Here is a 26,338-nt window from a genome sequence, read left to right on the forward strand (position 1 = left end):
TCAGTTCTGCTGTCGGAATCGTCGAGGCAGCGCCGGGTGGGGCGTGCCCCTACGGCCTTCAGTCGCTGAGGCCGTCGAGAATACCTTTCGACCCCGACAGCCCGAGACGTGAGGCTCCCGCAGCGATCATCTCCTCAGCAGCTTCAACCGTGCGGATTCCACCCGAGGCTTTGACGCCGAGGCGGTCGCCCACGGTTTCGCGCATGAGGGAGACTGCGTGTGCGCTGGCTCCGCCTGCTGGGTGGAAACCGGTGGAGGTCTTGACGAACCCTGCTCCGGCGGCCTCGGCGCGGCGGCAGGCCTCGACGATCTGCTCGTCGCTCAGCGCAGCTGATTCGATGATGACCTTGACCAGAGACGTGCCGCTGGCCTCGACGACTCCGCGGATATCGGCCTCCAGTGCATCGAAGTCACCGGCGATGGCCTGGCCGATATTGATGACCATGTCGACCTCGTCGGCACCGTCGGCGACGGCTTGAGCAGCCTCGGCGGCCTTGATCTCTGCTTTGACCTGACCGCTGGGGAAGCCGACGACGGTGGCAACGACGAGCTCGCCGGGCTCGGTGACGGGAAGCATCGACGGAGATACGCAGATCGCGAGCACGCCGAGGTCCTTGGCCTCTGCCACGAGTGCCTCAACGTCGGCAGGGGTGGCCTCGGGCTTGAGCAGTGTGTGATCGATGATCGCTGCGACTTCGGCTCTGCTGGTCATGATTGTCCTCCAGTGGGGTACGTGCTGCGTGGGTTCGTACTGCGGTGATGATACATGCGGCCACGCGCTGTGCGTGACCTGTCGTTGAATCTGCGGTTCAGGTGATCTTCTCGAGCACGATCGATTCGGAGACCGCGCTGAGGTCACCTCCGACCTCGACGGCATCCTCAAGAGATTCGATCGCTCGGGCGAAGCGCTCCGGGGTCGCCGTGTGCAGGGTCATGAGCGGCTGGCCTTCAGTGACCGTGTCACCGGGTTTGGCGTGGAGTTCGATGCCTGCCACGTCCTGGACCGGGTCTTCCTTGCGTGCTCGTCCGGCACCGAGGCGCCAGGAGGCGACTCCCACGGACAGGGCATCGAGTCGACTGACGACTCCGGAGGCAGGCGCCGTGACGACCTCAGTGTGTTGGGCCACGGGCAGGGCGGCATCGGGGTCACCGTTCTGGGCCCGGATCATCCTCTTCCACACGTCCATGGCCCGACCATCGCCCAGAGCCGCGCGCACATCGACGCCGGTCTTGCCGGCCAGTCGCAGCATCTCCTCGGCCAGGGCCACCGTCAGGTCGACGACGTCGGAGGGGCCGCCGCCGGCGAGGACCTCGACGGACTCGCGGACTTCCAGGGCGTTGCCGACCGTGAGTCCCAGCGGGGTGGACATGTCGGTGAGCAGCGCCGAGGTCTTGACCCCCGCGGCCTTGCCCAGTTCGACCATGGTCCGTGCCAGTTTCTGGGCCTTGGGCAGGTCCTTCATGAAGGCACCCGATCCGACCTTGACGTCGAGGACGAGCCCCTCGGTGCCTTCCGCGATCTTCTTCGACATGATCGAGGAGGCGATGAGCGGAATGCAGTCGACCGTCGAGGTGGTGTCGCGCAGTGCGTAGAGCTTCTTATCCGCCGGCGCCAGGCCGGAGCCTGCCGCGCAGATGACCGCGCCGAGGTCCTCGAGCTGGTTGAGGATGGCCTCGTTGCTCAGGCCCGCCTGCCAGCCGGGAATGGATTCGAGTTTGTCCAGGGTTCCGCCGGTGTGGCCGAGGCCGCGGCCTGAGAGCTGTGGGACGGCGACGTCGAAGACCGCGACGAGTGGGGCCAGCGGCAGGGTGATCTTGTCCCCGACTCCCCCGGTCGAATGCTTGTCCGAGGTGGGACGGGTCAGGGAGGAGAAGTCCATCCGCTCGCCCGAGGCGATCATCGCCTGCGTCCAGTCCGCGATCTCGCGCGGTTCCATGTCGTTGATGAAGATCGCCATGGCCAGGGCGGCCATCTGCTCATCGGCGACGACACCGCGAGTGTAGGCATCGATCACCCAGTCGATCTGCTCTTTGCTCAAGGTGCGGCCATCGCGTTTGGCGGCGATGACGTCGACGGCATCGAATGCCTCTACGCTCACAGTGTCTGTCCTTCGTTCTCGGGAAGTGACCGCAGTCGTGGTCACAAGTGGTCACAGTCGATCGCCGAGGTGGCGCTGGGATTGCGGGGCCACCTCGGCGATATCGGGGTCAGTGTTTGGCGGAGCCTTCACCCGGTGCATCGGGCTCCAGGTGAGCTGGGCCGAATGCTTCGGGCAGCACCTTCGACATGGGTGCTCTGCCGCTGGGCATGTTGAGCACCATCTCGGTGCCGCCGTGTTCGAACAGGAGCTGGCGACAGCGTCCGCAGGGGGCCAGGGTCTGACCCGCTCCATCGACGCAGTCGAAGGCCACGATCCGGCCGCCGCCGGACATGAACAGGTCGGAGACGAGTGAGCATTCGGCGCACAGCGTCACCCCGAACGAGGCGTTCTCGATATTGGCGCCGCTGACGATGCGGCCGTCATCGACGAGGGCGGCCGCACCCACGGGGTAGGACGAGTACGGGACGTAGGCGAAGCGCATCGCCCGCAACGCCTCGTCGCGCAGCAGCGACCAGGTGTCCTCGCTCAGGTCGGCGACCGAGACGGGGGTGGGTTCCACGCTCCACACGTGTTCAGAGGCTTCGACATCTGCAGAAGTCATAGGGGATACCTCTCTCTTGGGGTTGGATTATTTCACGTACGGCACGCCTTCGGCCGCCGGTGGGCGAACCCGGCCGACGAAACCGGCGACGGCGAGGACCGTGACGATATAGGGAAGCATGAGCAGCAGCTCGTTGGCCACCGGGGTTCCGATGGACTGCAGAGTGTTGCCCAAACTCTTGGAGAACCCGAACAGCAGGGCAGCCAGCAGAGCGCCCTTCGGGTTCCATTTGCCCAGGATCATAGCAGCGAGTGCGATGTATCCCTGTCCGGCCGACATCTCCTTGCCGAATGCCAGGCCAGAGCCGACGGTGAAGAAGGCACCACCGAGTCCTGCGATGGCACCGGCCATGAGGGTGTTGCGCACACGGGTGAAGTTGACCTTGATGCCCACGGTGTCGGCTGCCTTGGGGTGTTCGCCGACGGCCCGCATCCGCAGACCCCACTTCGAGCGGAACACGAAGATCTGGAGGGCGATGACGACGACGTACATGATGTAGACGAGGATGTTCTGGTCAAAGAGCACCCGCCCCAAAACGGGGATGTCCGAGAGCAGCGGGACCGGCAGGTTGGGCAGCTGCTGGCGCGCGTTCCACAGTCCGGGGTTCTCCGACAGCACCGTCGAGTAGAGGAAGCTGGTCACACCGACGACGAGCACGTTGAGGACGACGCCGATGATGATCTGGTTGACCCAGTACTTCACTGCGAAGAATGTCAGGACAACGGCCACGAGAGCACCGGCGATCGGTGCCGCAAGGAGTCCCGCGTACGGGTTCTTGGCCACTGATGCGACAACCGCGGCGAGGAAGGCACCGGCTAGGAGCTGGCCTTCGATGGCGATGTTGATGATGCCGGAGCGTTCGCCGACGAGACCGCACATGGCGCCGAAGATCAGCGGCACCGACAGTGCCAGGGCACCGGCCAGCAGTGTCGTCAGCGGGATCACTCCGCCGCTGCCGCCACCGGCCCACGCGAGGAAGGAGACGACGAAGAGGATGCCGAAGACCATCGGGAACCACGAGTCGAGGGTGACTCGCTTCGTCGCGAAGTAGATCGAGGCTGCGGCCATGACGACGAGGATCAGTGACAGCACGAGTCCGGCGACGGTCGAGGAGACGACCACGTCGGGGATCGCGAACAGGTCTCCGCTCGTGGCGATTCTGAATGTCGTCTCTCCGTCTCGGCCGATGATGCCGAAGAAGACGAGGGACACCACGGCCAGGATCGTATAGACGATCGGGAACTTCCACGAGATCGGGGTCAGTGACTTGGGCTGGGACGCGGACTGTGCCGCAACGGTCTGAGCAGTCATGTCAGGCCTCCTTCCGCTTGAGCACCGGTGTGGGCAACCGGAAGATCGACCTCACCAGCGGTGGGGCCGCAATGAGCAGAACAATGACGGACTGGACGACCAGAACGATGTCGATGGGCGTACCGGTCTGTGACTGCATGAGATAGCCGCCGGCCTTGAATGCGCCGAAGAGCAATCCGGCCATGAAGGTGCCCCACGGCTTCGATCGGCCCAGCAGAGCCACCGTGATGGCGTCGAAGCCGATGGATCCGCTGATGCCGCCGGTCAGTTTGCCCTCTGTGCCAAGCACTTGGGCGGCTCCGCCGAGACCGGCCAGAGCACCGGCGACGACCATGACGAGGATCGTCACCTTCGACACGGAGATGCCGGCGGTGCGGGCAGCGTGCGGGTTGGCGCCGACGGCCTTGAATTCGAACCCGATCGTTGACCGCTCGAGCAGCCACCATACGAAGATCGTCGCCAGGATGGCCAGAATGAACCCGAAGTGCAGCCGGAACGGCGGCGGCAGCATGAGGAACATCTCCGAGGTGTCGTCGATCGCTCGGGACTGCGGGTTCGCCGAGGTGGTGTGCGTGAACCAGCTCTGCTTGAGCAGGTAGCCCAGCAGGTAGCCCGCGATGGAGTTGAGCATGATCGTCACGATCACCTCGTTGGCTCCGGTGCGTGCCTTGAGCACACCGGCGATGCCGGCCCAGATCGCTCCGCCGATGATGCCGCCGATGGCTGCGATGAGCATGTGCACGACGGGCGGCAGGTGCAGGGCGTAGCCGAGGAATCCGGCGATGGTGGCGCCGAGGATGACCTGGCCCTGACCGCCGATGTTGAACAGACCGCAGCGGAAGGCCATGGCGATGCCGAGTCCGGTGAGGATGAGCGGGGTGCCGCTGACCAGGGATTCGGTCAGGGGGCGAATAGCGCGTTCGGGAGTGCGGGCGTTCCAGTCGAAGACCGATCCGCGGAACAGCGCCGAATAGGCTTCGCCGACTGTGGAGAACAGGGTGGAGAAGAAGGCTCCTGGCGCGCCGAGGAAGTTCTGTGCCGCTGCGACGACTTCGGCGTTGGACACGGCGATGAGCACACCGCCGAGGAGGAGGGCGACCACGATGGCCAGCACCGAGACCAGCCATGACCCGGACAGGATCTCCTGCAGCAGGTTCTGTTCCTTGCCCGGCTCTGCCTCGGCGGTCGGTGGTGGTGCCGGCGATGGCGCCGCCGGTGATATGTCAGTCGTCATTTGTTCTCCTCCGCCGAGGTGGTGGCCGAGTTCTCGTCAGTTGCCGCGGTGGCGGCAGGGTCGTCAGCCGCGGAGGTGGTGGCCGAATCGTTCTCTGGTGTCGCGGTGGCGGCAAATGCTTCGTCGGCCGGGACTCCGGCCATCATCAGGCCCAGGGCCTCGCGGGAGGTGTCGGCGCCGACGATTCCGACGATGCGACCCGAATACATGACGGCGATCCGATCGGCGAGACCATAGACCTCGTCGAGTTCGGTCGAGACGATGAGGCACGGGGTGCCCGCATCGCGTTCTGCGATGACACGTTTGTGGACGAACTCGATCGAGCCGACGTCGAGGCCGCGGGTGGGTTGGCTGGCGATGAACAGGCGCAGCTCACGGCCGAGTTCGCGGGAGAGCACGACCTTCTGCTGGTTGCCTCCGGAGAGCGTGGCGATCGGGTCGACGACGCTGCCGAGACGGATGTCGAATTCCTCGACCTTCTGCTTCGCGGCTTCGGTGATGACCGAGGTTTTGAGGTTGAGCCCCTTCGCGTACGGCGGGCGGTCGTAGACGTCGAGGATCATGTTCTCGCGGATCGCGAACTCGGCGATGATTCCATCGGTCGAACGATCCTCGGGAACGAAGCCGATACCCGCGCCGAGGCGGTCCTTCACCGACTGCCCGACCAGGTTCTTCCCGTCGAGAGTCACCGTGCCCAGACGCGGTTCGCTCAGACCGATGATGGTTTCGGCCAGCTCTGTCTGACCGTTGCCCTGGACACCGGCGACTGCGAGGATCTCGCCGCGGCGGACGTCGAAGCTGACATCGTCGACGACGATATTGTCTGCTTTGTCGACGACGGTGAGGTTGCGGACCTGGAAGGTCGCGTCACCGGGATCAGCCGCGTCCTTCTCCGTCGTCAGCGACACGGCGCGGCCGACCATCTGGCTGGCCAGCTCCGCCTCGGTGGATTCTGGGGATGCTTCGCCGACGATCTTGCCGCGGCGGATGACCGTGATGGAGTCTGCGATCGCGCGGACCTCACGGAGTTTGTGGGTGATGAAGACGATCGAGGTGCCCTGCTCCTTGAGCTGGCGCATGATCGAGATCAGCTCGTCGGTCTCCTGCGGGGTGAGCACCGCAGTGGGCTCGTCGAGGATGAGGATCTTCGCGTCCCGGGACAGCGCCTTGATGATCTCGACTCGCTGCTGGGCACCGACGGGGAGATCTTCGATGAGGGCATCGGGGTCGATGTTGAAGTTGAAGCGAGAGGAGATCTCGGTGACCTTCTTGCGCGCCTCGGCGAGGTCGATGAGTCCCAGGGACTTCGTCGGCTCATAGCCCAACGCCACGGATTCGGCGACGGTGAATACGGGCACGAGCATGAAGTGCTGGTGGACCATGCCGATACCGGCGGCCACTGCGTCACCCGGCCCGGCGAAGGTCACAGCCTTGTCGTCGAGGAGGATCTCTCCCCCGTCGGCGTCGTAGAGTCCGTAGAGGACGTTCATCATGGTGGATTTTCCAGCGCCGTTCTCACCCAACAGAGCATGGATCTCGCCCGGTTCGATGGTGAGATCGATGTGGTCGTTGGCCACAAACGATCCGAACACCTTGGTCATCCCGCGAAGCTCGAGTTTCACTGCTTCCGGTACTCCTCACAAATTCGAAAACTGCAGGGCCGAGAATTCTCGACCCTGCAGTTTAACCTGTTCGCTTATTTCGGCGAGTTCTCGGAATCCACGGTCAGAGAACCGTCGATGATCTGCTTCTTGAGCGTCTCGACGTCCTTCTTCACGTCTTCGGGAACCTTGTCATCGAAGTCGTGGTACGGAGCAAGTCCGACGCCTTCGTTTTCGAGGGTGCCGACGTAGGGCTCAGAGCTGAAGTTGTCCTTCTGAGCCTCGGACACGGTGTCCTCGACAGCGTTCGCGATCTGCTTGACCACCGAGGTGAGGATGATGTCACCGTATTCGGTGGACTCATAGCCGTCGGAGTCGACCCAGACCAGCTTGACGTCTTTGGCTTCCTTCGCAGCCGCTGCCGCGCCGAGGCCCACAGGTCCGGCGACTGGCATGATGACGTCGGCGCCCTGGGAGATCAGCTGCTTGGTCAGAGCCTGACCCTGTCCCTGGTTCTCGAAGTCACCGGAGAAGGAGCCGTCCTGCTTCTTCTTGTTCCAGCCGAGGAGTTTGACGTCCTTCTTGTTGTCTTCGTTGAACTTCTCCACACCGTCGGCGAAACCGTCCATGAACACGGTCACGGAAGGAATCTGGATTCCTCCGAAGGTGCCGACCTTTCCGGACTCGGAGGTCGCGGCGGCGACATAGCCGGCGAGGTAGGCGGCCTCTGCGGTGTTGAAGACGAGTGGCTTCGCGTTGTCGATGGTGACTGGCTTGCCGTCAGCATCGGAGAATGTCGAGTCGATGAGGGCGAAGTTGAGGTCAGGGTTGGCCTCGGCGGCTTCCTGGATCGAGTCTTCGAGGAGGAACCCGACGCCGAAGGTCAGATTGCAGCCCTGCTGGACCATGTTGTCGACGTTGGGTCCGAAATCGGCGTCGCCCTGCGACTCGGCCAGCTTCTCCTGAATGCCGAGGTTGTCCACCGCTGCCTGCAGGCCCTCACGTCCGGACTGGTTGAATGACTGGTCATCCCAGCCGCCGGAGTCCGAGACCATGCAGCCGAGGAAGTCCTCGGCATTGGTCTCGCCGCCGCTTCCTGATCCACAGGCGGAGAGCACGAGGGCGGATGCGGCGGCAATCGACACCGCAGATACGAGCTTCTTCACGTTTACTCTTTTCTCAAGTTACTCAGGACCAGCCCTGGCGTCGATCGAGGCACAGAGTCCTCCGCCGAATTTGTGAAACCACTGGATGATCACTCATATTTCAATGAATTTTCCGTCAGTCTAATGCAACTGGGGCCCATATCAGTGGCCTCTAGCATCTGAATCCTCGACACCGATATGAAAACGCAACATAACTTCATGTTGGCGTCTCCCCCACCTGCCTCCGGGTGCCCCGGACCGCGGCGTCGGCCTCGGTTCTCCGAGTGCCCGTGGAGGCTGCCTGTCAACCGCCCGTCGGCGAGCTGCGCATGCTGGTCCCAGGCCGCTCGTGCCCTAAGCTAGAGGGCGTTATGGCACATCTTCTCGGGGCTGAAGCCCTGCACCTCGAATACCCCACCCGCATCGTCTTCGACTCCGTCACCCTCGGCGTCGACGCCGGAGACATGATCGGCATCGTCGGCCGCAACGGCGACGGCAAGTCCAGCCTGCTGGGCATGCTCGCCGGCACCATCGAACCCGATTCCGGCCGCGTGACCTACCGCGGCGGAATGCGCCTGGGGATGCTCAGCCAGCGCGACACCATGGACTCCGAGGCGACCGTGGGCTATTCCGTCGTCGGCGACATGGACGACCACGAGTGGGCTCGCGACGCGAAGGCCCGCGACATCATCGCAGGTCTCATCGCCGACCTCGATTGGCATGCCACCATCGGCAGCCTCTCCGGCGGTCAGCGCCGACGTGTGGCTCTGGCTGCGCTGCTCATCGGTGACTGGGACCTGCTCATCCTCGATGAGCCCACCAACCACCTCGACGTCGACGGCATCTCGTGGTTGGCCAAGCACATCAAGAACCGCTGGTCGAAGAACTCCGGGGCTCTGCTGCTCGTGACGCACGACCGGTGGTTCCTCGATGAGGTCTGCACGAAGACCTGGGAAGTCCACGACCAGATCGTCGAACCCTTCGAGGGCGGATACGCCGCCTACATTCTCCAGCGCGTCGAGCGCGATCGCATCAACGCCGCCACAGAGCAGAAGCGCCAGAACCTCATGCGCAAGGAACTGGCATGGCTGCGCCGAGGTGCTCCTGCCCGAACCTCGAAACCGAAGTTCCGGATCGAGGCGGCAAACCAGCTCATCGCCGATGTGCCAGAGGTCCGCAACCCGATCGAGCTGAAGAAGATGGCGACTGCTCGTTTGGGCAAGGATGTCGTCGACCTCCTCGATGTGTCCCTGAGCTTCGGTGATCAGCAGATTCTCGACAATGTCACCTGGCGCATCGGTCCCGGCGAGCGCACCGGCATCCTCGGGCCCAACGGTGCCGGCAAGTCGACCCTGCTCAGCCTCATCTCCGGCGAGCTCGAACCTGATGAGGGCAGAGTCAAGCGCGGGAAGACCGTGAAGGTCGGTGTCCTCGACCAGCAGTTCAAGGAACTCGACGCCATCGGCGGGCAGAAGGTGCGCGAAGTTCTCTCGGAGTCGAAGACGAGCTTCAACATCGAAGGCAAGGACTTCACCCCGGCACAGCTGTTGGAGCGCCTCGGCTTCGCCAAGGAACATCTCTCGGCCCGGGTGAAGGAACTCTCCGGAGGACAGAAGCGGCGTCTGCAGCTGCTGCTCCTCCTCATGTCCGAGCCCAATGTCATCATCCTCGATGAGCCGACCAACGACGTCGACTCCGACATGTTGGCCGCGATGGAGGACCTCCTCGACTCCTGGCCGGCGACCCTGATCGTGGTCTCTCACGATAGGTACCTGCTCGAACGCGTCACCGATCAGCAGTACGCGATCCTCGATCACGGCCTGCGGCACGTGCCCGGAGGTGTCGACGAGTATCTGAAGCTGCGCGCCGAGGGCGCCAAGTCCGGTGGATCAGGGAAGTCCAGCGGGTCCGGGAAGTCCAGCGGACCGGGCAAGTCGGGTGGAGGTTCGTCGAACTCCGGTTCGGCCGGTGCGAACTCCTCCGCCGATTCGGGCGCCGATGCTCTCTCCGGTGCCGAGGCCCGCGCGGCGAAGAAGGAAGTCTCCTCGATCGAGCGTCGTATGGACAAGCTGAGCAAGCGCATCGCCCGTGCCCATGACGAGATGGCCGACCACGACCAGTCCGACTTCGAAGGACTGCAGAAACTCACTTCTTCTCTGCAGGAGCTCAAGGACGAAATGACCGAGCTGGAAGAGCGCTGGCTCGAAGCCAACGAGGCCCTGGACGCCTGATAGAGGTCGATGAGGAGGACAGATGGTCGACTCGGATCAGATGCGCGAGCTTCTGCGCGCCGAAGAAACTGAGACCAGGAGGCTCATCGCCGCTCTGTCCTCGGACATCAAGGATCTCGCCGCGGCACGCGAGGGCGACAACAGCGACGACGAGCACGACCCCGAAGGGTCGACGCTGGCTTTCGAACGATCGCAGGCAGAAACCCTGCTGCGTCAGTCCGAGGAACGCCTGACCTCCATCGCCGAGGCGGTGGAGAGGCTTGACGAGGGCACCTTCGGAATCTGCACCAGCTGCGGAAACCCCATCCCCGAAGTCCGGCTGGAGATCCGCCCCTACGCACCGACCTGCGTCGCCTGCGCGAGCTGAACGAACAGCTGCCTCCCCACCGCGCATAGGGCTCAATCCGGGCCGAACACACCCTCCATTCCGCCTGACTCCGGCGCGTGACCTTTATGCTTCGGGCTCCAGCGGGCTATCGTGGCGGGGTGCCCACACGAGATCACAGACTGGACCGCGCCAAAGGCATCCTCATCTTCACTGTCGTCCTCGGCCACCTGCTGGCCCGGACCTCACCATGGGATGACGACGTCCTCCGTGCGCCGATGTACCTCATCTATTCGTTCCACATGCCGGCTTTCGTCTTCCTGGCCGGCAACACAGCGAAGTCGACGAGGCTGCCCGAGCGTGTCCTGACATTCCTGGTCCTGCTGTTCACCGTTTTGCCTCTGATGTGGGGGTGGCTGTGGATCTTCGATCTGGATCCTGACTACAGCTTCCTGACCCCGTTCTGGTACACCTGGTTCCTGCTCTCGATGGCGTGCTGGATCATCACCGTGCCGTTCATCGAACGATTCCCACGAACGATCCTTGTCGCCTCGGTGGTGGTGGGGCTCTTCGGTGGGATTCTGCCGATCCTCGACACCGAGCTCTCAGCCTCACGATCGATGATCTTCTGGCCCTTCTTCGTCATCGGCAAGCTCTACGGCAAGCAGATTCTCAACTGGGCGGGCAGCCTGCGCATCTGGCAGAAGCTGTTCTTCACGGCGGCCGCCCTGGGTGCTGTCGGCTACTTCTACCTCGATGAGGTCTACTACAAGTGGTTCTACGGCAGCCTCAACTTCGCCCACTTCGACGTCAGCATTCCCGAGGGCGTCGGCATCCGCCTCATCGTCGACATCGGGGCCCTGCTGATGACGTTGATGCTTCTCATGTGGGTCGGAGACAAGGACACGATCATTGCCAAGATCGGTCGAAACAGCCTCGCCGTCTACGTACTCCACGGATTCGTCGTCCGTGGCCTCCAGCCTCTCCTCGATGACATCGAGGACGTGCTCAGCGCCCCGCTGATCTTCCTCCTGTGCCTCGTCCTGGCGCTGCTCGCCACCTATCTGCTGTCCTGGGGCCCGTTCGAGAGGGGCTTGCGCTGGTACTCCTCAACCGTGACTCGTCTGCTGCTCACACCGTTTGCGTCGTTGCGCGCGAAGCCGGGCAGACACTCGGACAAAGCCTCTTCATAGCCCACTGCCACCGACGGCGACGGTGACTCCGATCGTCATATGACTTCTTTATGTCATTGTGACGTCGACCACATCGGTGTGAGTGGCTATTATGCGGGGAGCTTGGGTGCTCAGCCTGAGCGCGTTCAATCGCCTGTCCTCTACCTTCATTACGGAGAGCGCTCATGACCACCCATGCTCTGACCCAACGCCTCGACGCCGGTCCTGTGATCTGCGCCGAAGGATTCCTGTTCGAACTCGAAAAACGCGGCTACCTGTCTGCTGGAGAATTCGTGCCCGAGGTTGCGCTCGAATTCCCCGACGCTCTGCGCTCCCTGCACATGGATTTCCAGCGCGCCGGTTCGGACATCGTCGAGGCCTTCACCTACAACGGACACCGCGAGAAGATGCGGGTCATCGGGAAGGAGGATCTGCTCGAGCCGCTCAACCGCTCCGCCCTGCAGATCGCCCGCGGCGTTGCCGACGCCAAGCCCGGAAACTTCATGGCCGGAAACATCTCGAACTCGAACATCTGGGATCCCGAGAACCCGGACCGCCAGGCCGAGGTCCGGGCGATGTTCACCGAGATGGTGGGCTGGGCTGTGGACGAAGGCGCCGATCTCATCATCGGCGAGACCTTCTACTTCGCCGGCGAGGCCATCGCCGCGGCCGAGGTCGCCAAGGCCAGCGGGCTGCCCGTCGTCCTCACCCTCGCACCCATGGCCTTCCAAGAGATGGCCGATGGCGTGGGAATCGTCGAGACCGCACAGAAGCTCGAACAGCTGGGTGTCGATGTCGTCGGCCTCAACTGCTTCCGCGGACCCGCCACAATGCTGCCGTGGCTGAAGGAGATCCGCTCGGCCGTGTCCTGTCACGTCGGCGCCCTGCCCATCCCCTACCGCACGACTCAGGATGAGCCCACGTTCTTCAATCTCTCAGATCCCCGCGCCGAGGTGGCCTCCCCGCACGGTCGCACCTTCCCCACCGCTCTCGATCCGCTGCAGACGAACCGCTATGAGATCGGTGCCTTCGCGAAGGAAGCCTACGAGCTGGGTGTCAACTACATCGGCGTGTGCTGTGGTGCGACTCCGATGCATATCCGTGAGGTCGCCGAGGCGGTCGGACTCACGACCGATGCCAGCCGGTTCTCCGAGAACATGAAGAACCACTTCATGTACGGCGATAACGAGCGCCTCGCTGAGAACGTCGTCGCTCTCGGCTCGACCGCCTGAGGCAAGCAGCGAGCAGTACCTCCTGCACGAAGCCCTCAGCACCACCACACACCGCCAGCGCCAAGACCCCTCGCCCCAACGGGAGGTTTTGGCACTGCGCGTGCGCAGTAGAGCTGCCGGTGCCAGCAGCAGCTACCGGTAGGAGTGACGACTATGAGGTGAAGCTGCGACTTCCGCTTACTTCGTCTGAGCCTCGAGGTCTTCCAGCGAGACCGTGCCCTGACGCACTGCCCGCAGCACACGATACGTGCGGACCACCCGGGGCAGGGTGATGAGGAGAAGACCACCGAGCATGTTGAACGGGATGACGATCGCAAACCACTTCAGCAGATCCAGCATCGAGATATCTGCCCCGGCCAACATGGCGGCGAAGATGACGATCGCGTTGAGGGCACCGTGGAGCATGCCGAGACCGATGAGCAACAGACCCGATGCCATGCTGACGATGGCAAGGACGACGCCGTTCGAGGTGCCCTGTGACATTCGAGTCGACAAGGTGACGGTGGCTCCGGCCAAGAGCGAGAGTCCGATCATCACCACCAAGGACGGTTGGTCCATGTACTTCACGGCCGTTTCGATCATCGTCGAATGGTAGTCAGGCAGCGCCACAACCATCAGTCCGGCGAAGGCCAGGCCCCCGAACAGGTTGGTCACCAGGGTCACCGCCCACAGGCGGACCACCTGAAGGACATTGGCCTGGCCTGCGATGACGGCGTTGATAGGCAGCAGAAACTCTTCGGTGAACAGCTCTGAGTGGGCAAGCTTCAGCGCCAACAGCCCGATGCCGAAGGCAATACCGGCCAGCACATCAGAGCCTGTTGTCTGCTTGACCAGCACCATCGCCAGAATGCCCAGGCCCACATCGACACCGCCGAAGAACCCGGTGACGAGGAGTTCCGGCCATTTCCGATTCAGACGCTTTGCTCCCGTGACCACGGTCGCGGTTGCCTCGTCGACCAGTTCGTCTTCAAGATCGAAGTCATTCGTCCCGAGCCGCTGACGCTGTGCTTTCTGGGTCATCGTCACAGTGTATTTGTGACACCTGTGCTCGGCCAGTGACGGACTGGGACCTGATACTCGGACTCTTCCGACTGGGCCGGAGCCGATGCTGGTGCCGGTGCCGCGGCAAAGTTCCAGCATCACACACCGAGAGCGCCAAAACCTCCCGTCGCAACAGGAGGTTTTGGCGCTCTCAGTTTGCTGAGCAGCGTCAGTTCTACACCGTCAACTCTGACAACGTAACTATCGGTACGAGACCTTCGTCAGGAGTCGGCTTTGTAGAGCAGACTCGGCTCGTGCGCAGGGATCGTCTGTACTTGCTCAGCCTTCTCGAAGTCGTCCTGCCGCAGGATCAAAAGCGCTATCAGCGAAATTAGACCGGTCCCTACAAAGAAGTACCACGGTGCTGTGATGTCACCGGTTGCCGAAATGAACCACGCAGCGATCAAAGGCGCGCTTCCACCGAAAAGTGCCACCGGCAGGTTGTAGGCAACAGCAATTCCGGTTGACCTGATGCGAGTGGGCAGCAGCTCCGTCATGGTTGCGTACGTCGTCGACGCATAGAAGCCGAATGAAAGAGCACACGCCATCAGTGGGAAGAAGAAGCTCAAAGGTGTGGCGCCAGGTGCGGCGAGGAAGAACCACAGCATTGATCCGGTTGCAGCCACCCCGGAGACCAACAGTATCGGCTTCCGTCCCCACCGATCAGACATCATTCCGCCGATCGGCATGACGGTCGCAGATAGGAGGCATGCACTGATGACGAACCAGAAGCGAACTGTCCCTGAGAACTGCAGAATTTCGCTGATGAAGGTCGACGCATATGTGAGCACGAGATAGAAGATCGACGCATGGACAGTAATGATGCAGAACACCAGCATGATTGCGCGCATCCAGGACAGTGTTTCGCGTAAGGGCGCCTTTGAGCTCTCGCCCGCGGCTACTATCGCTTGGAACTCAGGGCTGTCTTCGAGCTTGAGCCGAATGTAGATCGCAACAAGGCCCAGCACGCCGGCAAACAGGAACGGGAGTCTCCACCCCCAAGCAAGCATCGATTCTGCACCGATGATGGCTGATAGGCCATTCGCGACGAGACTTCCCAGAAGGAGTCCCAGGACGGCAGTTGTCATGAGCCAACTCGTCAAATGACCTCGCTTGCCCGGTCCTGCGTATTCGGCGATGAAGCTAGTCACAGTCCCGATCTCCCCGCCTGCGGAAAACCCTTGAATGCAACGTAAGAGAATCAGGAGAATCGGTGCTGCGACTCCGATAGTGCTGTAGCTCGGTAGAAGCCCGATACAACAGGTGGATCCAGCCATGAGTATCAAGACGATCAGGAGTGTCTGCTTCCGTCCGATCTTGTCTGCCATGGGCCCGAAGAACAATCCGCCGAGTGGCCGGATGAAGAAGCTCAGTGCAAATACGGCAAAGCTGCTCAGCAGCGACACCGTCGGGTTCTCGGAAGCGAAGAAGAGCTGCCCCATGTACACAGCCAAGAACCCGTATATCCCATAGTCGTACCACTCGATGACGTGCCCGGTCACGGCACCAGCGAACGCTCTTTTTCGACGTTGACCGCTGACTTCCTGTATCTCGATTTCGCGCATTGTTCTACCTTTCTCAGACGCGTCGCTGCGTCGATGAGGAACGTCATGACGTTGGGTCATAACGCGGAATTTCTGTGATCATCCGCTGAGGCCGAGCCGGAGCCGAGCGCGGCTCGACACGCAGCCGAGAGTCAGGACTCGGAGGGTCCGATCTTGAACCGGCGGATTTTCCCTACGCTTGTGCGTGGGAGTTCATCAATAATGTGCCATTCCCGCGGGCGGGCCGAAGGTGCTAAATTCTGCTCAGACCAGGATGACAACCTGTCGATGTCGAGTTCTTTTGCGCCACGCCGAGCAACAACATAGGCGTGAGGAACGACATCTCGTATGGGGTCCGGGGCGGCGATGACTGCGGCTTCCAAGACACCTGGCGCCTGAGCAATCACGGCTTCCACTTCGGTCAGGCTAACGTTCTCTCCCGACACCTTGACGACGTCGTCAACTCTGCCGACGAACGACAGCTCCCCGATTTCGTCCGATCTCGCCAGGTCTCCCGTCAACAGCCATTCGGTGCCTGAGTCGTCAGTCAGAAAGCTCCGAGAAGTCGTCGCCGCATCGTCGAGGTATTCGAGAAAGAGGTCTTTGCCTCGCGTACCTGCCACTGCAATCATTCCTGGGTTTTCCCCTGTAACCTCGTCGTAAGTCACAGGATCGAGCAGTCTCACATCTCGGCCTGGCAGAGGACGACCAATCCGGTCTGGGCGGGGAGGCTGTGAACGATCATATGAAACTATCGCGATCGTCTCTGTCATGCCATAGAGCTGCCTGGGCGCCACTCCCGCCAGTTGACTGAATTCCTGGTGATGAACGGGCGCAAGATTCTGTGCATACCAGACGTGGTCGAGATCGAGAGGATCAGTGGCTTCCGGAGTGCGAGCTAGAATCATTCGAATCGGAGCGGCAAACAGACTGGCGTGAGTGACACCAAGCTCTCTGGCCTGCTCAATCCAGCGGCTGGCAGAAAAATTGGCCGTCATGGAGACAGATGCCCCCACCTTGATCGCCGACGCGAAACAGTAGTACTGCGCATTCGCATGGAAGAGAGGCAACGTCACATACCACCGGTGGTGTGGTTTCAGCGCAGCAGCCTTCGCCATCTGCGTCGCGACATTGAGATAGTTTCCCTGGGTCAGAACCACACCTTTGGGCTGTGAAGTCGTGCCTGACGTAAACATAACTGCCAGACGATCTGTCGGATCATGCGGCGGCTCTGGCAACGGGGCCGAGGTGTTGCCTATCAGAGCAGATCCTGCCGCAACATCTGCCGAGGACTCGTCAAGCTCGACGATTGGCAGCGTAACCTGCGACTGTGCGCCGGTTCGATAGTCTGCGGCTCTTTCACTGCTGCAGATGCCAAGGGACGGCGTGACGCGATCGATCTGCGATGAGATGTCTCGTGACGATGAGGCTGGGTCGGCCGGGACCATCCACGCACCGATCTTCGCAATGGCCAGCCAGAGTGCGACGAACGCTGGACAGTTCTTCAGACACAGATGGACCGGATCACCTGCACCAACACCGTATTCAACGAGCGTGCCTGCGACCCTGTCGACGATGCTGGAAAATTCGCCATAGGTCCATCCGGAGATTGCTCCGTCGTCGTCACGGAACTTGAGGAACAGCCGTGTATTGTGTTGCCCCACTGTGTTGTCCCAGAGCAGCGAGAAGGTGTCGGAGGATGGGGACTGGCTCGGCGAAATCGCGGTCATTCGGTAGCTCCACTGTCATCATTGACGTCTTGTGATCCTGTTGATTGTCACAATCATTGCAGGTTCTCAACCGAGCTGATACGTCGAGCTCTCCGAAATTTCACCGCCGCAATTAGAGAAATCTCTAAAATTGGATCAGTGGGGATCCGTGCCTGCAATGCATCCACTGTCGTAAGCTTCCAATGCCCACCGCAACCCGAGGAGCTCATCGATTCCGTACTCGAATCCTCCAATCAGATCGCTGAACCTCTGTAGACGATATCGGACAGTGTTCTCATGAACATTCAGTTCTTCCGCGGTCCGTCTAACAGAGGATGATGCTCGCAACCATGTCCGGAGTGTTTCCAGAATGTCTCGCCCAGCGGCCGTGCCCGGACGAAGCGGACTGATGTACCGGTGGATCAGAAACTCATTGATGTCCGTGGAATCCGGTACAGCCAGCCGCCAGCCGTACGACTCCATACTGTGGACCCCTGACCGCTCTTTGCGTGCCAGCTTCCAAACCTGCTCACAGATTCGCGCCGACGTGGCAAGCTGCGTCAGCGGGACGAACGGACCGATCGCGATGGGCACATCCGAGACTGCCTCTGTCGGTTTTCGAGCAACGATGGCGATGACACGAAGGTCGATCTGCGCGACCAGTGCCTGGGCTCGAACTGTCGAGCCCGAGGACTTCACATCACGGATGATCTTCTCCACGTCATGGCCAGAGGCAGGGACGGCAGCAACGGCATAGACCCCGTCGATGTCCACACCGTATTTCTTCACCTGTTGCGTGGTGTCATCGTCAATAACGGATTCTGTCGTCAGCTTGCGCACTAATGAACCGATTTCGAACGACTGTCTCATCGCTTCAGTGCCCGCCCGGTAGCGGTACTCAGTCGCAGCGCCCGCAGTGAACCAATCACCGAGACGCCACAGCAGTGTTGCTCCATCCAGCGTGCTCTGGGGATCAAGGCCAGCAGCTGAAGCCTTTGAGATGAACGAATCGTGCGTGGCGCTCAAGCTGATTCGGTAGGCACGTATTATGTCCTCGATGGGCACGTTCTCATCGATCCGCGCACGCGTAGTCGCCCTGTGCTCAGCATTCTCTGAGACTGAGGGAATCTGCCGAGAGATCAGGACGTCCACTGCACGGCGGGCATTTGTCCTCACTGAAGCGAGCAGCTCATCTCGTGGCACCCCAACGTAGGTAGCCAGCTCCCCGTAAATCCGAGAGGCTGCGAGATCAGCAATGCTGTCTTCATCCTCTCGGATTCTGAGGGCGACTTCCGACAGCGCCGAGCTCACGCCAGCTCTTTGGATTTCACCACGACTGCCTCGCGCGGGCGGCATCAGCTCTGCGGCGTCACGCCGATCGAGTCGAGCGCGGTTTCGAGGCGGGTGATCGTGCCGTCGATGTCGCCGAGCTTGTCGAGGCCGAAGAGTCCGATGCGGAAGGTCGAGAAGTCCTCGGGCTCGTCACACTGCAGGGGCACTCCGGCAGCGATCTGCACGCCGGCTTCCTTGAACTGTGCGCCGGTGGCCAGCTTCGGGTTGTCCGTGTGGACGACGACCACGCTGGGTGAGGCGAACTCCGGTGTCGCGACAGAGGGCAGCCCGCGCTCGGCGAAGACCTTGCGGACCCGGTCGCCGAGTTCGAACTGTGCCGCCGAGAGTTTGTCGAAGCCGAGCTGCTCGGTCTCCAGCATGATGGCGGCGTTGTGCGCCAGCGAATCGGTGGGCATCGTCGCGTGGTACGGCGCCCGACCCTCTTCGTACTCGTCAGCGATGAACAGCCACTTCTTGAGGTCCATGGCGAAGCTCGTCGACGTGGACTCCTCGACGGCGGCGCGGCCTGCTTCGCTGAGCATGACGTAGCCTGCGCAGGGTGAACCGCTCCACCCCTTCTGCGGGGCGCTGATGAGGACGTCGACACCCAGATCCGTCTGCGAGGCCCACACTGCACCGGAGGCGATGCAGTCGAGGACGAAGATGCCGCCCACGCTGTGGACCGCGTCGCTGACCTGGCGCACGTAGTCGTCGGGCAGCAGCATTCCGGAGGCGGTTTCGACGTGGGGTGCGAACACGACTGCTGGGCGTTCGGACTCGATGGCGGAGACCACCTCGGAGATGGGGGCAGGCGACCAGGCCGACTGGTGCTCGTCGCTGCTCGGGGACGCCTTGAGCACCGTCGTCTCGCTGGCGATGGATCCGGCGTCGAGGATCTGTGACCAGCGGAATGAGAAGAGGCCGTTGCGGACCACGAGGCATTTCCTACCGGTCGCGAGCTGCCTGGCCACGGATTCCATGGCGTAGCTGCCACCACCGGGAACGATGGCCACGCTGTGCGCATCATAGGCTTCGCGCAGGACGCGGTTGATGTCCTGCATGACGGATACGAATCGACCCGACATGTGGTTCAGTGATCGGTCGGTGAAGACCACCGAGTATTCGAGCAGGCCGTCTGGGTCAACATCTTCGTGTGGCAAAGTCATGCCTCCAACATTGCCATGTTCACGTGGTTTGGGCCACTACCGCCCAACTGCAGAGACGTCGCCCCTCACAGCTGCACTTCGCTGCGGTCACCCGACCACAGGGTGTGGAAGGTTCCCGAACGATCTGTGCGCGCGTACGTGTGGGATCCGAAGAAGTCTCGCTGCCCCTGCACCAGCGCCGCCGAGGACCGGGAGGTGCGGATGCCGTCGAAGTACGACAGCGCCGAGGCCAGGGCCGGAATCGGCACGCCGGCCGACGCGGCGTCGGCGACCGTATCCCGCAGAGCCTGCTGCCCGGCGTTGAGCGAATCCTGGAAATACGAATCGGCGAGCAGTGAGCTCAGCTTCGGATCGGCCTCAAAGGCGTCCGTGATCCGGTCGAGGAATCTGGCGCGGATGATGCAGCCCGCCCTCCAGATTCTGGCCACTTCTCCGAGGTCTGTGTTCCAGCCGTGTTCCTGTGCTCCGGCGGCGATCTCGTGGAAGCCCTGCACATAGGCGAGGATCTTTCCTGTGAACAGCGCTTGCCGCACGGTCTCGATGACCGTGTCACGATCGACCGGCGCCGAGGTGGGCGCTTCATCGTCCGCCGAGGTGCGGGCTTCGTCGTCGGCCGAGGTGGCATTCGAAGGACCGTCCAACGCCGTCCCGGAGGAACGCAGTACGGAAGCCGCGGACAAGGACCTGGCCGAGACCGCCTCGGCGATGGTGGCGACAGGAACACCCAGATCGAGTCCGGTCTTCACTGTCCACCCGCCGGTCCCCTTGGCCCCGGCGGAGTCGGCGATGACGTCGACGAATGGCTGGCCCGTGGCCGCATCGGTGTGGTCGAGGACCTCGGCGGTGATTTCGATGAGATAGGACTCGAGTTCTCCGCGATTCCATTCCCTGAAGACCTCGGCGACCTCGGACGGAGTAAGCCCAAGCCTGCTTCTCAGCAGCGCGAACGCCTCGGCGATGAGCTGCATGTCCGCATATTCGATCCCGTTGTGGATCATCTTGACGAAGTGACCGGCCCCATCGGTGCCCACATGCGCGATGCACGATTCCGGGTCCACCTGTGCGCGATCCACCGGTGCGCCGTCTCCGTCGCTGGACTCGGCACGCCCGTCGCTGGACTCGACATGTCCGACACTGGACTCGGCGTGCCCGTCACCGGTTTCGGCGCGTGCGGCGATGGGTTCGAGGATCGGCCGCAGCCTCGACCACGCGGATTCGGTGCCGCCGACCATCATCGACGGCCCTTCGAGGGCGCCGACCTCTCCCCCGGAGATGCCGACCCCGACGAACTCGATTCCGGCCTGCCTCACGGTCTCGCCGCGAGCGATCGTGTCGGTGAATAGCGAGTTTCCACCGTCGACGATGATGTCTCCGGGTTCGAAGACTTCGACCAGATCGTTGATCGCCGAGTCCGTAGCCGCGCCCGCATTGACCATGAGGATCGCCACGCGTGGGCCCGAGAGCTTGCTGGCCAGATCCGCTGGCGATGAAGCGACGAGGAAATCCGCCTCGGGGTGTTCGGCCGCGAGGGCTTGGGCCCGTTCGACGTCGCGGTCGTAGACGGCGACTCGCGCTCCTGCCCGTGCGGCCAAATGCCGTGCGAGGTTTCGTGCGAGGTTCGAGCCCATCACTCCGGTGCCGATCACGCCCACTTCCGCGCTCATACCCAATCCTCTTCCTCGTGGCTGTTAGTCGTCTGGCTGCTAGTCGTCGTGGCTGACAGTGACGGCGAAATGTCGCAGCTGACAGATTCTCGAAACGGTTGACAGTTTCACGCGTCTCATCTAGATTTTTATAAATCTGATTTAATGGTTGCAGTTTAGCAATGTCATCATATTTTTACGAGAGGCCGATTGAAATGGACCTTCCCCCGCTTGTCATCATGGGGGTGTCCGGCACGGGGAAGACCCTGATCGGCCGTCGCTTGGCTGCGGAACTCGGAGCCGTCTTCGTCGACGCCGACGATCTCCACAGCCAGGACAACAAGGAGAAGATGCGTGCCGGAGTCCCGCTCGACGATGAGGATCGTTGGCCGTGGCTGAAGTCTGTGGCGAGTGAGCTGATCGCGACTCCACCGCCTGTCGTCGCCTGTTCCGCGCTGCGACGCAGCTATCGGGACTATCTGCGGGCGCAGGCACCTGCAACCTTCTTCGTCCACCTCACCGGGGACCGCGAGATCATCGTCGAACATCTCGCGCGGCGTTCACACGAATTCATGTCGCCGACGCTCGTCGACTCCCAGCTGGAGACGCTGGAACCGCTCGCCGTCGAGGAAGCACATTTCCTCGCGCCCATCGACCTGTCGCCCGACGAGGTGAGTCGATACATCATCGAACGCCTCCCCCAGGGCCGCTGACCCGCGACCTATGCCATCCGACCACCGCCCACAACAACCTGACCGCCATCTGCTGCAACCTGACCGTTGTCGAACCTCAAGGAAGAGGAAATTGTGACCGAGATCGAACTCAACTGGACGCTGTCGGCCCCGGCGCTGCTCGGCATCGCCGCTGCAGCCATCGCCGTGCTGCTCGTCCTGATCATCCGTTTCAGGCTTCATGCCTTCATCGCGCTCGTCGTGGTCAGCGTGCTCACCGCCCTGACTGCGGGAGTCTCCCCCGGCGATCTCGTGCCGGTCATGTACGACGGCTTCGGATCCACGCTGGCCAGCGTCGCACTCCTCGTGGGACTCGGCGCCATGCTCGGGCGGATGCTCGAACTCTCCGGTGGGGCGCAGGTGCTCACGGACGCGCTCATCAGGACCTTCGGAGAGAAGCGTGCGCCCTTGGCCTTGGGACTGACCTCGCTGCTGTTCGGGTTCCCGATCTTCTTCGATGCCGGACTGGTCGTCATGCTGCCGATCATCTTCACCGTGGCCAAGCGCCTCGGCGGCTCTCTGCTGCTCTTCGCCATGCCCTCGGCAATCGCCTTCTCGGCCATGCATATCTTCGTCCCGCCGCATCCCGGGCCAGTGGCCGCATCCGGACTTCTGGGCGCGAATGTCGGACTCGTCCTCATCTGCGGCCTCATCATCGCCGTGCCGGCCTGGTACCTGTGCGGGTATCTGTTCGGGCTCTTCATCGGCAGACGAGTCGAGGTCTCGGTTCCCTCACTCCTGGCCCATGACCCGGCCGAAGAGTTCGCCGACTTCAGGTCCTCACCCAAGCTCTCGACGGTCCTCTTCCTGCTTGCCCTGCCGCTCGTGCTCATCTTCCTCAACACCGGCCTCAACTTCGCAGGCGAGGCCGGCTGGGTCGACGCCGAATCCACTCTGATCGCCTCGCTGCGGATGCTCGGGGAGACCCCGATCGCCCTGCTCATCACCGTGCTGGCAGCCATGTGGCTGCTGGGATGGCGCAAGAAGAAGGGCCGCGGCATGGTCGAGAACATCGTCGACTCGGCCCTGGGTCCTGTCTGCTCGATCATCCTCATCACCGGAGCCGGCGGCATGTTCGGCGGTGTGCTGCGAGCCAGCGGGATCGGTGATTCCATCGCCGACTCGCTGGCCGCCCTGGGCTTGCCGGTCATCGTGGCCGGATTCGTCATCGCAGCGATCGTGCGCATCGCCCAAGGCTCGGCCACGGTCGCGCTCACAACTGCTGCGGCTCTCATGCAGCCGGTCGTCGTCGGAAACCCGGACTTCTCGAGCCTGCAGGTCGTCGCCATCGTCCTGTCCCTGGCCGCAGGCTCCGTAGTGGCCAGCCATGTCAACGATTCAGGATTCTGGCTGGTCTCCAGGTTCTTCGGCATGGATACGAAGACCACGCTGAAGACCTGGACCGTGGCTCAGACCATCCTCGGCCTCGTCGGCTTCGCCCTCAGCCTCGCCCTCTACGGAGTCGTCAGCACGTTCTGATCAGTACGTCTCACGGTCTGATCAGTACGTCTTCAGGCGGGGTTGGCCCTCCCACGCGTCTTCCATCTCGGTGAACGCTCGATCCATCATCTTCGTCATCGCTGCGTGAGCGCGCTCAGGGTCGCCGTTGCCGATGGCATCGGCAACATCGAAGTGCCATTGCAGCGCTTCTGGATGTGGGAATTTCGGCATCAGGCCGGCGTGCGTGCGGCCTCGCAGGATCTCAGCGACGACTGTGTCGAAGGAGGCGAAAAGCTCATTGCCGCCGGCTCTCAGGACTGCCCGGTGGTAGGCGATGTCGACCTCCAGCACCGCCTCCACATCGCCCTTGCTCCCGCTGGCGCGCATTCTGGCGGCCAGCCGCATGATCTCCTCGGCCACATCGGCTGAGGCATGGATGGCTGCGAGGTATGCCGCCTGCGGTTCGATGGCGACTCGCAGCTCCGTCAGCGAGCGCAGCTGCAGTGCCGGGGTTGCCGCCATTCGCCACCGCACGACCAGGGGGTCGAGGATGGTCCATTCCTCCATGGACAGAATCACCAGACCCAGGCGACGAATCGGCTTGACCATTCCCAGAGACTCCAGGACTCGCACCACTTCGCGCACCACCGACAGTGAGACCTCATAGCGCACGCGCAGCTCCTCGGCCCTGATCACCGTTCCCGGTGCCAGGTCGCCGGTGACGATGTCCGTGCCCACCGAGTTGAGCAGGCTCTCATGCAGGTTGCCGCCGGAAGATCCCGTGCTCGGATCCTTTGCTCCAGCCATCAGTGCGATTCGATGACGTGGGCGCCGGGGGCAGGTCCCGTGGTCCGCAGCGCTTCCTTGACTCCGCGCGTGGCCTGGAGCAGGACCGCGAGGTCGAGGGCGTGGTGGGCGTCGCGGGCGAGGAAGCCGATCGTCGGACCGGAACCGCTGAGCAGGGGCAGGAGTGCACCGGCGTCGCGGCCGGCCTCCATCACCTCGGCGAGTTCGGGCATGGCCGATATTGCGGCATCGGTGAGGTCGTTCGCGGCGGCCGTGGCCAAGGTGTCCGGGTCTCCGGCGGCGAGCGCCGTCAGCACCTCGGCGGGCACGACGGCAGGTTCGGGGTCCGGTGTGAGTTCGTCGAACCGTGCGTACATCGCCGGGGTCGACAGCTGCCCCGCCGAGGTGGCCATGACCCAGTGGAATGATCCGCGGGTGAGGACGGGGCTGAGCTTCTCCCCGCGTCCGTGGCCGATGGCCGTTCCACCGTGGAGGAGGAAGGCGACATCCGCGCCCACTGCGACCGCGCACTCGTGGAGGATCGACTCCTCCACTCCCCCGACGAGGTGGGCTGCTCCGACCAGTGCTGCAGCCGCGTCGGCAGATCCGCCGCCCATGCCGCCGGCGACGGGCACCTGCTTGTCGATGACGATGTCGAGGTCGCGCAGCACGTCGACATCACGGTCGTCTTCGAGGGCAGCGATAAGCAGGTTGATGGCCCTGCGAGCGAAGTTCGATTCGTCCTGTGGAACCTCGGCATCTCCGTACCGGCCCCCGACGACGATCGAGGAGCTGCCCCCGGGAATGAGGGTCAGGGTCTCGTTGAGGTTGAGTGCTTGGAAGACCGTCGCGAGTTCGTGATATCCGTCCGCGCCTGCCCCACCGACGCCGAGGTGGACGTTGATCTTCCCCGGTGCCTGGACCTTCACCGGTGTCTGGGTCGTCGGGCACGAGTGCAGCTGTGCGCTCATAGCTGCGGACTTTCGTGAGTGTCCGGGCTTTTGTGAGCGTCCGGGCTGACCACTGCGGCCCCGGCTGCGGCGAGACGTTCGAAATCGGCGACGCCGAGGGCCTCACCTCGTGTTCTGGGATCGATTCCGGCCGCGCGCAAGAGCTCTTCTGCCTGCTGGGGGCTGCCGGCCCAGGTGGCCAGGGCCGCGCGCAGAGTCTTGCGGCGTTGGGCGAAGGCCGCGTCGACGACGCTGAATAGGCGCCGGCGCTGCTCCGGGTCACGCTGTGTGCGGGTCACGTCGATGTGGACGAGGCCGGAGTCGATGTTCGGAGCCGGCCAGAACACGTTCTTGCCGATGCGTCCGGCCAGGGTGACGTCGCCGTACCACTGGGCTTTGACGCTGGGCACACCGTAGGTGCGGGATCCGGGGCCGGCCGCGAGGCGTTCGGCGACCTCGAGCTGGACCATGACGAGCACGGACTTCAGGCTCGGGAAGATCTCGAGGAAATGCAGCAGCACCGGGACCGCCACGTTGTAGGGCAGGTTCGCGACGAGTGCATCGGGTGCCGTCGGCAGTTCGGTGACCCTGAGGGCATCGGCGTTGACGAGCTCGAAGTTCGCGGCTTCCTGGGCAGCGTCTGCCGTGTTCCCGTACTTCTGCACCGTCGCAGGCAGTCGCTTCGCCAGGACCTCGTCGATCTCGACGGCGGTGACATGGTACCCGGCTTCCAGCAGGCCCAGAGTCAGCGAGCCCAGACCGGGTCCGATCTCGACGACGCTGCTGTGGTCCTGCAGTTTCGCGGACGTGACGATCGAGCGCACGGTATTGGGGTCGATGACGAAGTTCTGCCCCTTCTGCTTAGTCGGGCGCAGACCGATGTCGGCGGCGATTTCGCGAATGTCGCGTGCGGTCAATAACGTCACAGCCAACAACTTACAGCACTCATTCGCAGGCACAATCACCGAACACTCCTGACGCCGATTCCTTATAGTCCTGCAACATCGCAAAGCAACTGACGAAGCAGCGTAGGCACTCGACG

The 26,338-nt window shown here is 62.8% G+C and carries 22 protein-coding genes; 6 read left to right on the forward strand and 16 right to left on the reverse strand.

Annotated features, from left to right (window positions below):
- Positions 1 to 58 precede the first annotated feature (58 nt).
- The 7 genes from deoC to LQ788_RS14590 form a co-directional block, all read right to left on the reverse strand.
- Positions 59 to 712 (reverse strand): deoxyribose-phosphate aldolase, encoded by a 654-nt coding sequence (gene deoC, locus LQ788_RS14560; protein ID WP_231442138.1) that lies wholly within the window; start codon positions 710 to 712, stop codon positions 59 to 61.
- A gap of 97 nt (positions 713 to 809) precedes the next feature.
- A complete protein-coding gene (locus LQ788_RS14565) occupies positions 810 to 2,099 on the reverse strand; it encodes a thymidine phosphorylase (protein WP_231442140.1) in 1,290 nt (429 codons plus the stop codon).
- Between the two features lie 109 nt (positions 2,100 to 2,208).
- A complete protein-coding gene (locus LQ788_RS14570; RefSeq protein ID WP_231442142.1) occupies positions 2,209 to 2,703 on the reverse strand; it encodes a cytidine deaminase in 495 nt (164 codons plus the stop codon).
- A 27-nt stretch (positions 2,704 to 2,730) separates the two neighbouring features.
- Positions 2,731 to 4,014 (reverse strand): ABC transporter permease, encoded by a 1,284-nt coding sequence (locus LQ788_RS14575; protein ID WP_231442144.1) that lies wholly within the window; start codon positions 4,012 to 4,014, stop codon positions 2,731 to 2,733.
- A gap of 1 nt (position 4,015) precedes the next feature.
- A complete protein-coding gene (locus LQ788_RS14580) occupies positions 4,016 to 5,248 on the reverse strand; it encodes an ABC transporter permease (RefSeq protein ID WP_231442146.1) in 1,233 nt (410 codons plus the stop codon).
- Positions 5,245 to 6,870, reverse strand: a complete 1,626-nt coding sequence (locus LQ788_RS14585) for an ABC transporter ATP-binding protein (protein ID WP_231442147.1) — start codon at positions 6,868 to 6,870, stop codon at positions 5,245 to 5,247. Before LQ788_RS14585 ends, LQ788_RS14580 begins: the two co-directional genes overlap by 4 nt.
- A gap of 74 nt (positions 6,871 to 6,944) precedes the next feature.
- Positions 6,945 to 8,015, reverse strand: coding sequence for a BMP family lipoprotein (locus LQ788_RS14590; RefSeq protein WP_231442150.1), 1,071 nt, complete (start codon positions 8,013 to 8,015; stop codon positions 6,945 to 6,947).
- Between the two features lie 350 nt (positions 8,016 to 8,365).
- Here LQ788_RS14590 and LQ788_RS14595 point away from each other — a divergent pair, with 350 nt between their 5' ends.
- The 4 genes from LQ788_RS14595 (at position 8,366) to LQ788_RS14610 (ending at position 12,954) form a co-directional block, all read left to right on the forward strand.
- Positions 8,366 to 10,225, forward strand: a complete 1,860-nt coding sequence (locus LQ788_RS14595) for an ABC-F family ATP-binding cassette domain-containing protein (protein ID WP_231442151.1) — start codon at positions 8,366 to 8,368, stop codon at positions 10,223 to 10,225.
- Positions 10,226 to 10,247: 22 nt separating this feature from the next.
- Positions 10,248 to 10,592 carry a TraR/DksA family transcriptional regulator gene (locus LQ788_RS14600; protein WP_231442153.1) on the forward strand — a complete coding sequence of 115 codons (345 nt, stop codon included), beginning with the start codon at positions 10,248 to 10,250 and terminating at the stop codon, positions 10,590 to 10,592.
- A gap of 119 nt (positions 10,593 to 10,711) precedes the next feature.
- Positions 10,712 to 11,743 carry an acyltransferase family protein gene (locus LQ788_RS14605; RefSeq protein ID WP_231442156.1) on the forward strand — a complete coding sequence of 344 codons (1,032 nt, stop codon included), beginning with the start codon at positions 10,712 to 10,714 and terminating at the stop codon, positions 11,741 to 11,743.
- 164 nt (positions 11,744 to 11,907) lie between these two features.
- Entirely contained in the window at positions 11,908 to 12,954 is a 1,047-nt protein-coding gene (locus tag LQ788_RS14610) for a homocysteine S-methyltransferase family protein (protein WP_231442158.1), read from the forward strand.
- A 177-nt stretch (positions 12,955 to 13,131) separates the two neighbouring features.
- Here LQ788_RS14610 and LQ788_RS14615 read toward each other — a convergent pair whose 3' ends face one another.
- From LQ788_RS14615 to gndA, 6 genes are all read right to left on the reverse strand, one after another.
- Positions 13,132 to 13,974: a formate/nitrite transporter family protein gene (locus LQ788_RS14615; RefSeq protein WP_231442160.1), complete on the reverse strand. Its 843-nt coding sequence runs from the start codon at positions 13,972 to 13,974 to the stop codon at positions 13,132 to 13,134.
- A gap of 242 nt (positions 13,975 to 14,216) precedes the next feature.
- Positions 14,217 to 15,560 carry an MFS transporter gene (locus LQ788_RS14620; RefSeq protein ID WP_231442161.1) on the reverse strand — a complete coding sequence of 448 codons (1,344 nt, stop codon included), beginning with the start codon at positions 15,558 to 15,560 and terminating at the stop codon, positions 14,217 to 14,219.
- 131 nt (positions 15,561 to 15,691) lie between these two features.
- Positions 15,692 to 17,269, reverse strand: coding sequence for a class I adenylate-forming enzyme family protein (locus LQ788_RS14625; protein ID WP_231442163.1), 1,578 nt, complete (start codon positions 17,267 to 17,269; stop codon positions 15,692 to 15,694).
- 135 nt (positions 17,270 to 17,404) lie between these two features.
- Positions 17,405 to 18,559, reverse strand: a complete 1,155-nt coding sequence (locus LQ788_RS14630; protein WP_231442165.1) for a PucR family transcriptional regulator — start codon at positions 18,557 to 18,559, stop codon at positions 17,405 to 17,407.
- Between the two features lie 44 nt (positions 18,560 to 18,603).
- A complete protein-coding gene (locus tag LQ788_RS14635) occupies positions 18,604 to 19,746 on the reverse strand; it encodes an alanine--glyoxylate aminotransferase family protein (RefSeq protein ID WP_231442167.1) in 1,143 nt (380 codons plus the stop codon).
- 65 nt (positions 19,747 to 19,811) lie between these two features.
- Positions 19,812 to 21,410 (reverse strand): NADP-dependent phosphogluconate dehydrogenase, encoded by a 1,599-nt coding sequence (gndA, locus tag LQ788_RS14640; protein WP_231442169.1) that lies wholly within the window; start codon positions 21,408 to 21,410, stop codon positions 19,812 to 19,814.
- Between the two features lie 194 nt (positions 21,411 to 21,604).
- Here gndA and LQ788_RS14645 point away from each other — a divergent pair, with 194 nt between their 5' ends.
- Together LQ788_RS14645 and LQ788_RS14650 are read left to right on the forward strand one after the other, a co-directional pair.
- The gene (locus tag LQ788_RS14645) at positions 21,605 to 22,102 is read left to right on the forward strand and encodes a gluconokinase (protein WP_231442171.1); all 498 of its coding nucleotides are present in this window, start codon (positions 21,605 to 21,607) and stop codon (positions 22,100 to 22,102) included.
- A gap of 93 nt (positions 22,103 to 22,195) precedes the next feature.
- The gene (locus LQ788_RS14650) at positions 22,196 to 23,599 is read left to right on the forward strand and encodes a GntP family permease (RefSeq protein ID WP_231442173.1); all 1,404 of its coding nucleotides are present in this window, start codon (positions 22,196 to 22,198) and stop codon (positions 23,597 to 23,599) included.
- Positions 23,600 to 23,620: 21 nt separating this feature from the next.
- Here LQ788_RS14650 and LQ788_RS14655 read toward each other — a convergent pair whose 3' ends face one another.
- From LQ788_RS14655 to rsmA, 3 genes are read right to left on the reverse strand one after another with little or no spacing between them, the layout of a single operon-like run.
- Entirely contained in the window at positions 23,621 to 24,367 is a 747-nt protein-coding gene (locus LQ788_RS14655; protein WP_231442175.1) for a FadR/GntR family transcriptional regulator, read from the reverse strand.
- Complete coding sequence (locus LQ788_RS14660) at positions 24,367 to 25,317, reverse strand: 4-(cytidine 5'-diphospho)-2-C-methyl-D-erythritol kinase (protein WP_231442177.1); 951 nt, start codon at positions 25,315 to 25,317, stop codon at positions 24,367 to 24,369. Before LQ788_RS14660 ends, LQ788_RS14655 begins: the two co-directional genes overlap by 1 nt.
- Complete coding sequence (gene rsmA, locus LQ788_RS14665; protein WP_231442180.1) at positions 25,314 to 26,222, reverse strand: 16S rRNA (adenine(1518)-N(6)/adenine(1519)-N(6))-dimethyltransferase RsmA; 909 nt, start codon at positions 26,220 to 26,222, stop codon at positions 25,314 to 25,316. The genes LQ788_RS14660 and rsmA overlap by 4 nt, the downstream gene beginning before the upstream one ends.
- Between the last annotated feature and the right edge of the window lie 116 nt (positions 26,223 to 26,338).

The organism is Brevibacterium zhoupengii (assembly GCF_021117425.1).
In the GTDB taxonomy this organism is placed as follows: Bacteria; Actinomycetota; Actinomycetes; order Actinomycetales; family Brevibacteriaceae; genus Brevibacterium; species Brevibacterium zhoupengii.

Coding starts and splice junctions, on each gene's coding strand:
- gndA (WP_231442169.1), bottom strand. CDS start 21,410: ATGAGCGCGGAAGTGGGCGTGATCGGCACCGGAGTGATGGGCTCGAAC.
- LQ788_RS14655 (WP_231442175.1), bottom strand. CDS start 24,367: ATGGCTGGAGCAAAGGATCCGAGCACGGGATCTTCCGGCGGCAACCTG.
- LQ788_RS14615 (WP_231442160.1), bottom strand. CDS start 13,974: ATGACCCAGAAAGCACAGCGTCAGCGGCTCGGGACGAATGACTTCGAT.
- LQ788_RS14575 (WP_231442144.1), bottom strand. CDS start 4,014: ATGACTGCTCAGACCGTTGCGGCACAGTCCGCGTCCCAGCCCAAGTCA.
- LQ788_RS14595 (WP_231442151.1), top strand. CDS start 8,366: ATGGCACATCTTCTCGGGGCTGAAGCCCTGCACCTCGAATACCCCACC.
- LQ788_RS14610 (WP_231442158.1), top strand. CDS start 11,908: ATGACCACCCATGCTCTGACCCAACGCCTCGACGCCGGTCCTGTGATC.
- LQ788_RS14570 (WP_231442142.1), bottom strand. CDS start 2,703: ATGACTTCTGCAGATGTCGAAGCCTCTGAACACGTGTGGAGCGTGGAA.
- LQ788_RS14660 (WP_231442177.1), bottom strand. CDS start 25,317: ATGAGCGCACAGCTGCACTCGTGCCCGACGACCCAGACACCGGTGAAG.
- LQ788_RS14635 (WP_231442167.1), bottom strand. CDS start 19,746: ATGACTTTGCCACACGAAGATGTTGACCCAGACGGCCTGCTCGAATAC.
- LQ788_RS14625 (WP_231442163.1), bottom strand. CDS start 17,269: ATGACCGCGATTTCGCCGAGCCAGTCCCCATCCTCCGACACCTTCTCG.
- LQ788_RS14620 (WP_231442161.1), bottom strand. CDS start 15,560: ATGCGCGAAATCGAGATACAGGAAGTCAGCGGTCAACGTCGAAAAAGA.
- LQ788_RS14645 (WP_231442171.1), top strand. CDS start 21,605: ATGGACCTTCCCCCGCTTGTCATCATGGGGGTGTCCGGCACGGGGAAG.
- LQ788_RS14580 (WP_231442146.1), bottom strand. CDS start 5,248: ATGACGACTGACATATCACCGGCGGCGCCATCGCCGGCACCACCACCG.
- deoC (WP_231442138.1), bottom strand. CDS start 712: ATGACCAGCAGAGCCGAAGTCGCAGCGATCATCGATCACACACTGCTC.
- LQ788_RS14600 (WP_231442153.1), top strand. CDS start 10,248: ATGGTCGACTCGGATCAGATGCGCGAGCTTCTGCGCGCCGAAGAAACT.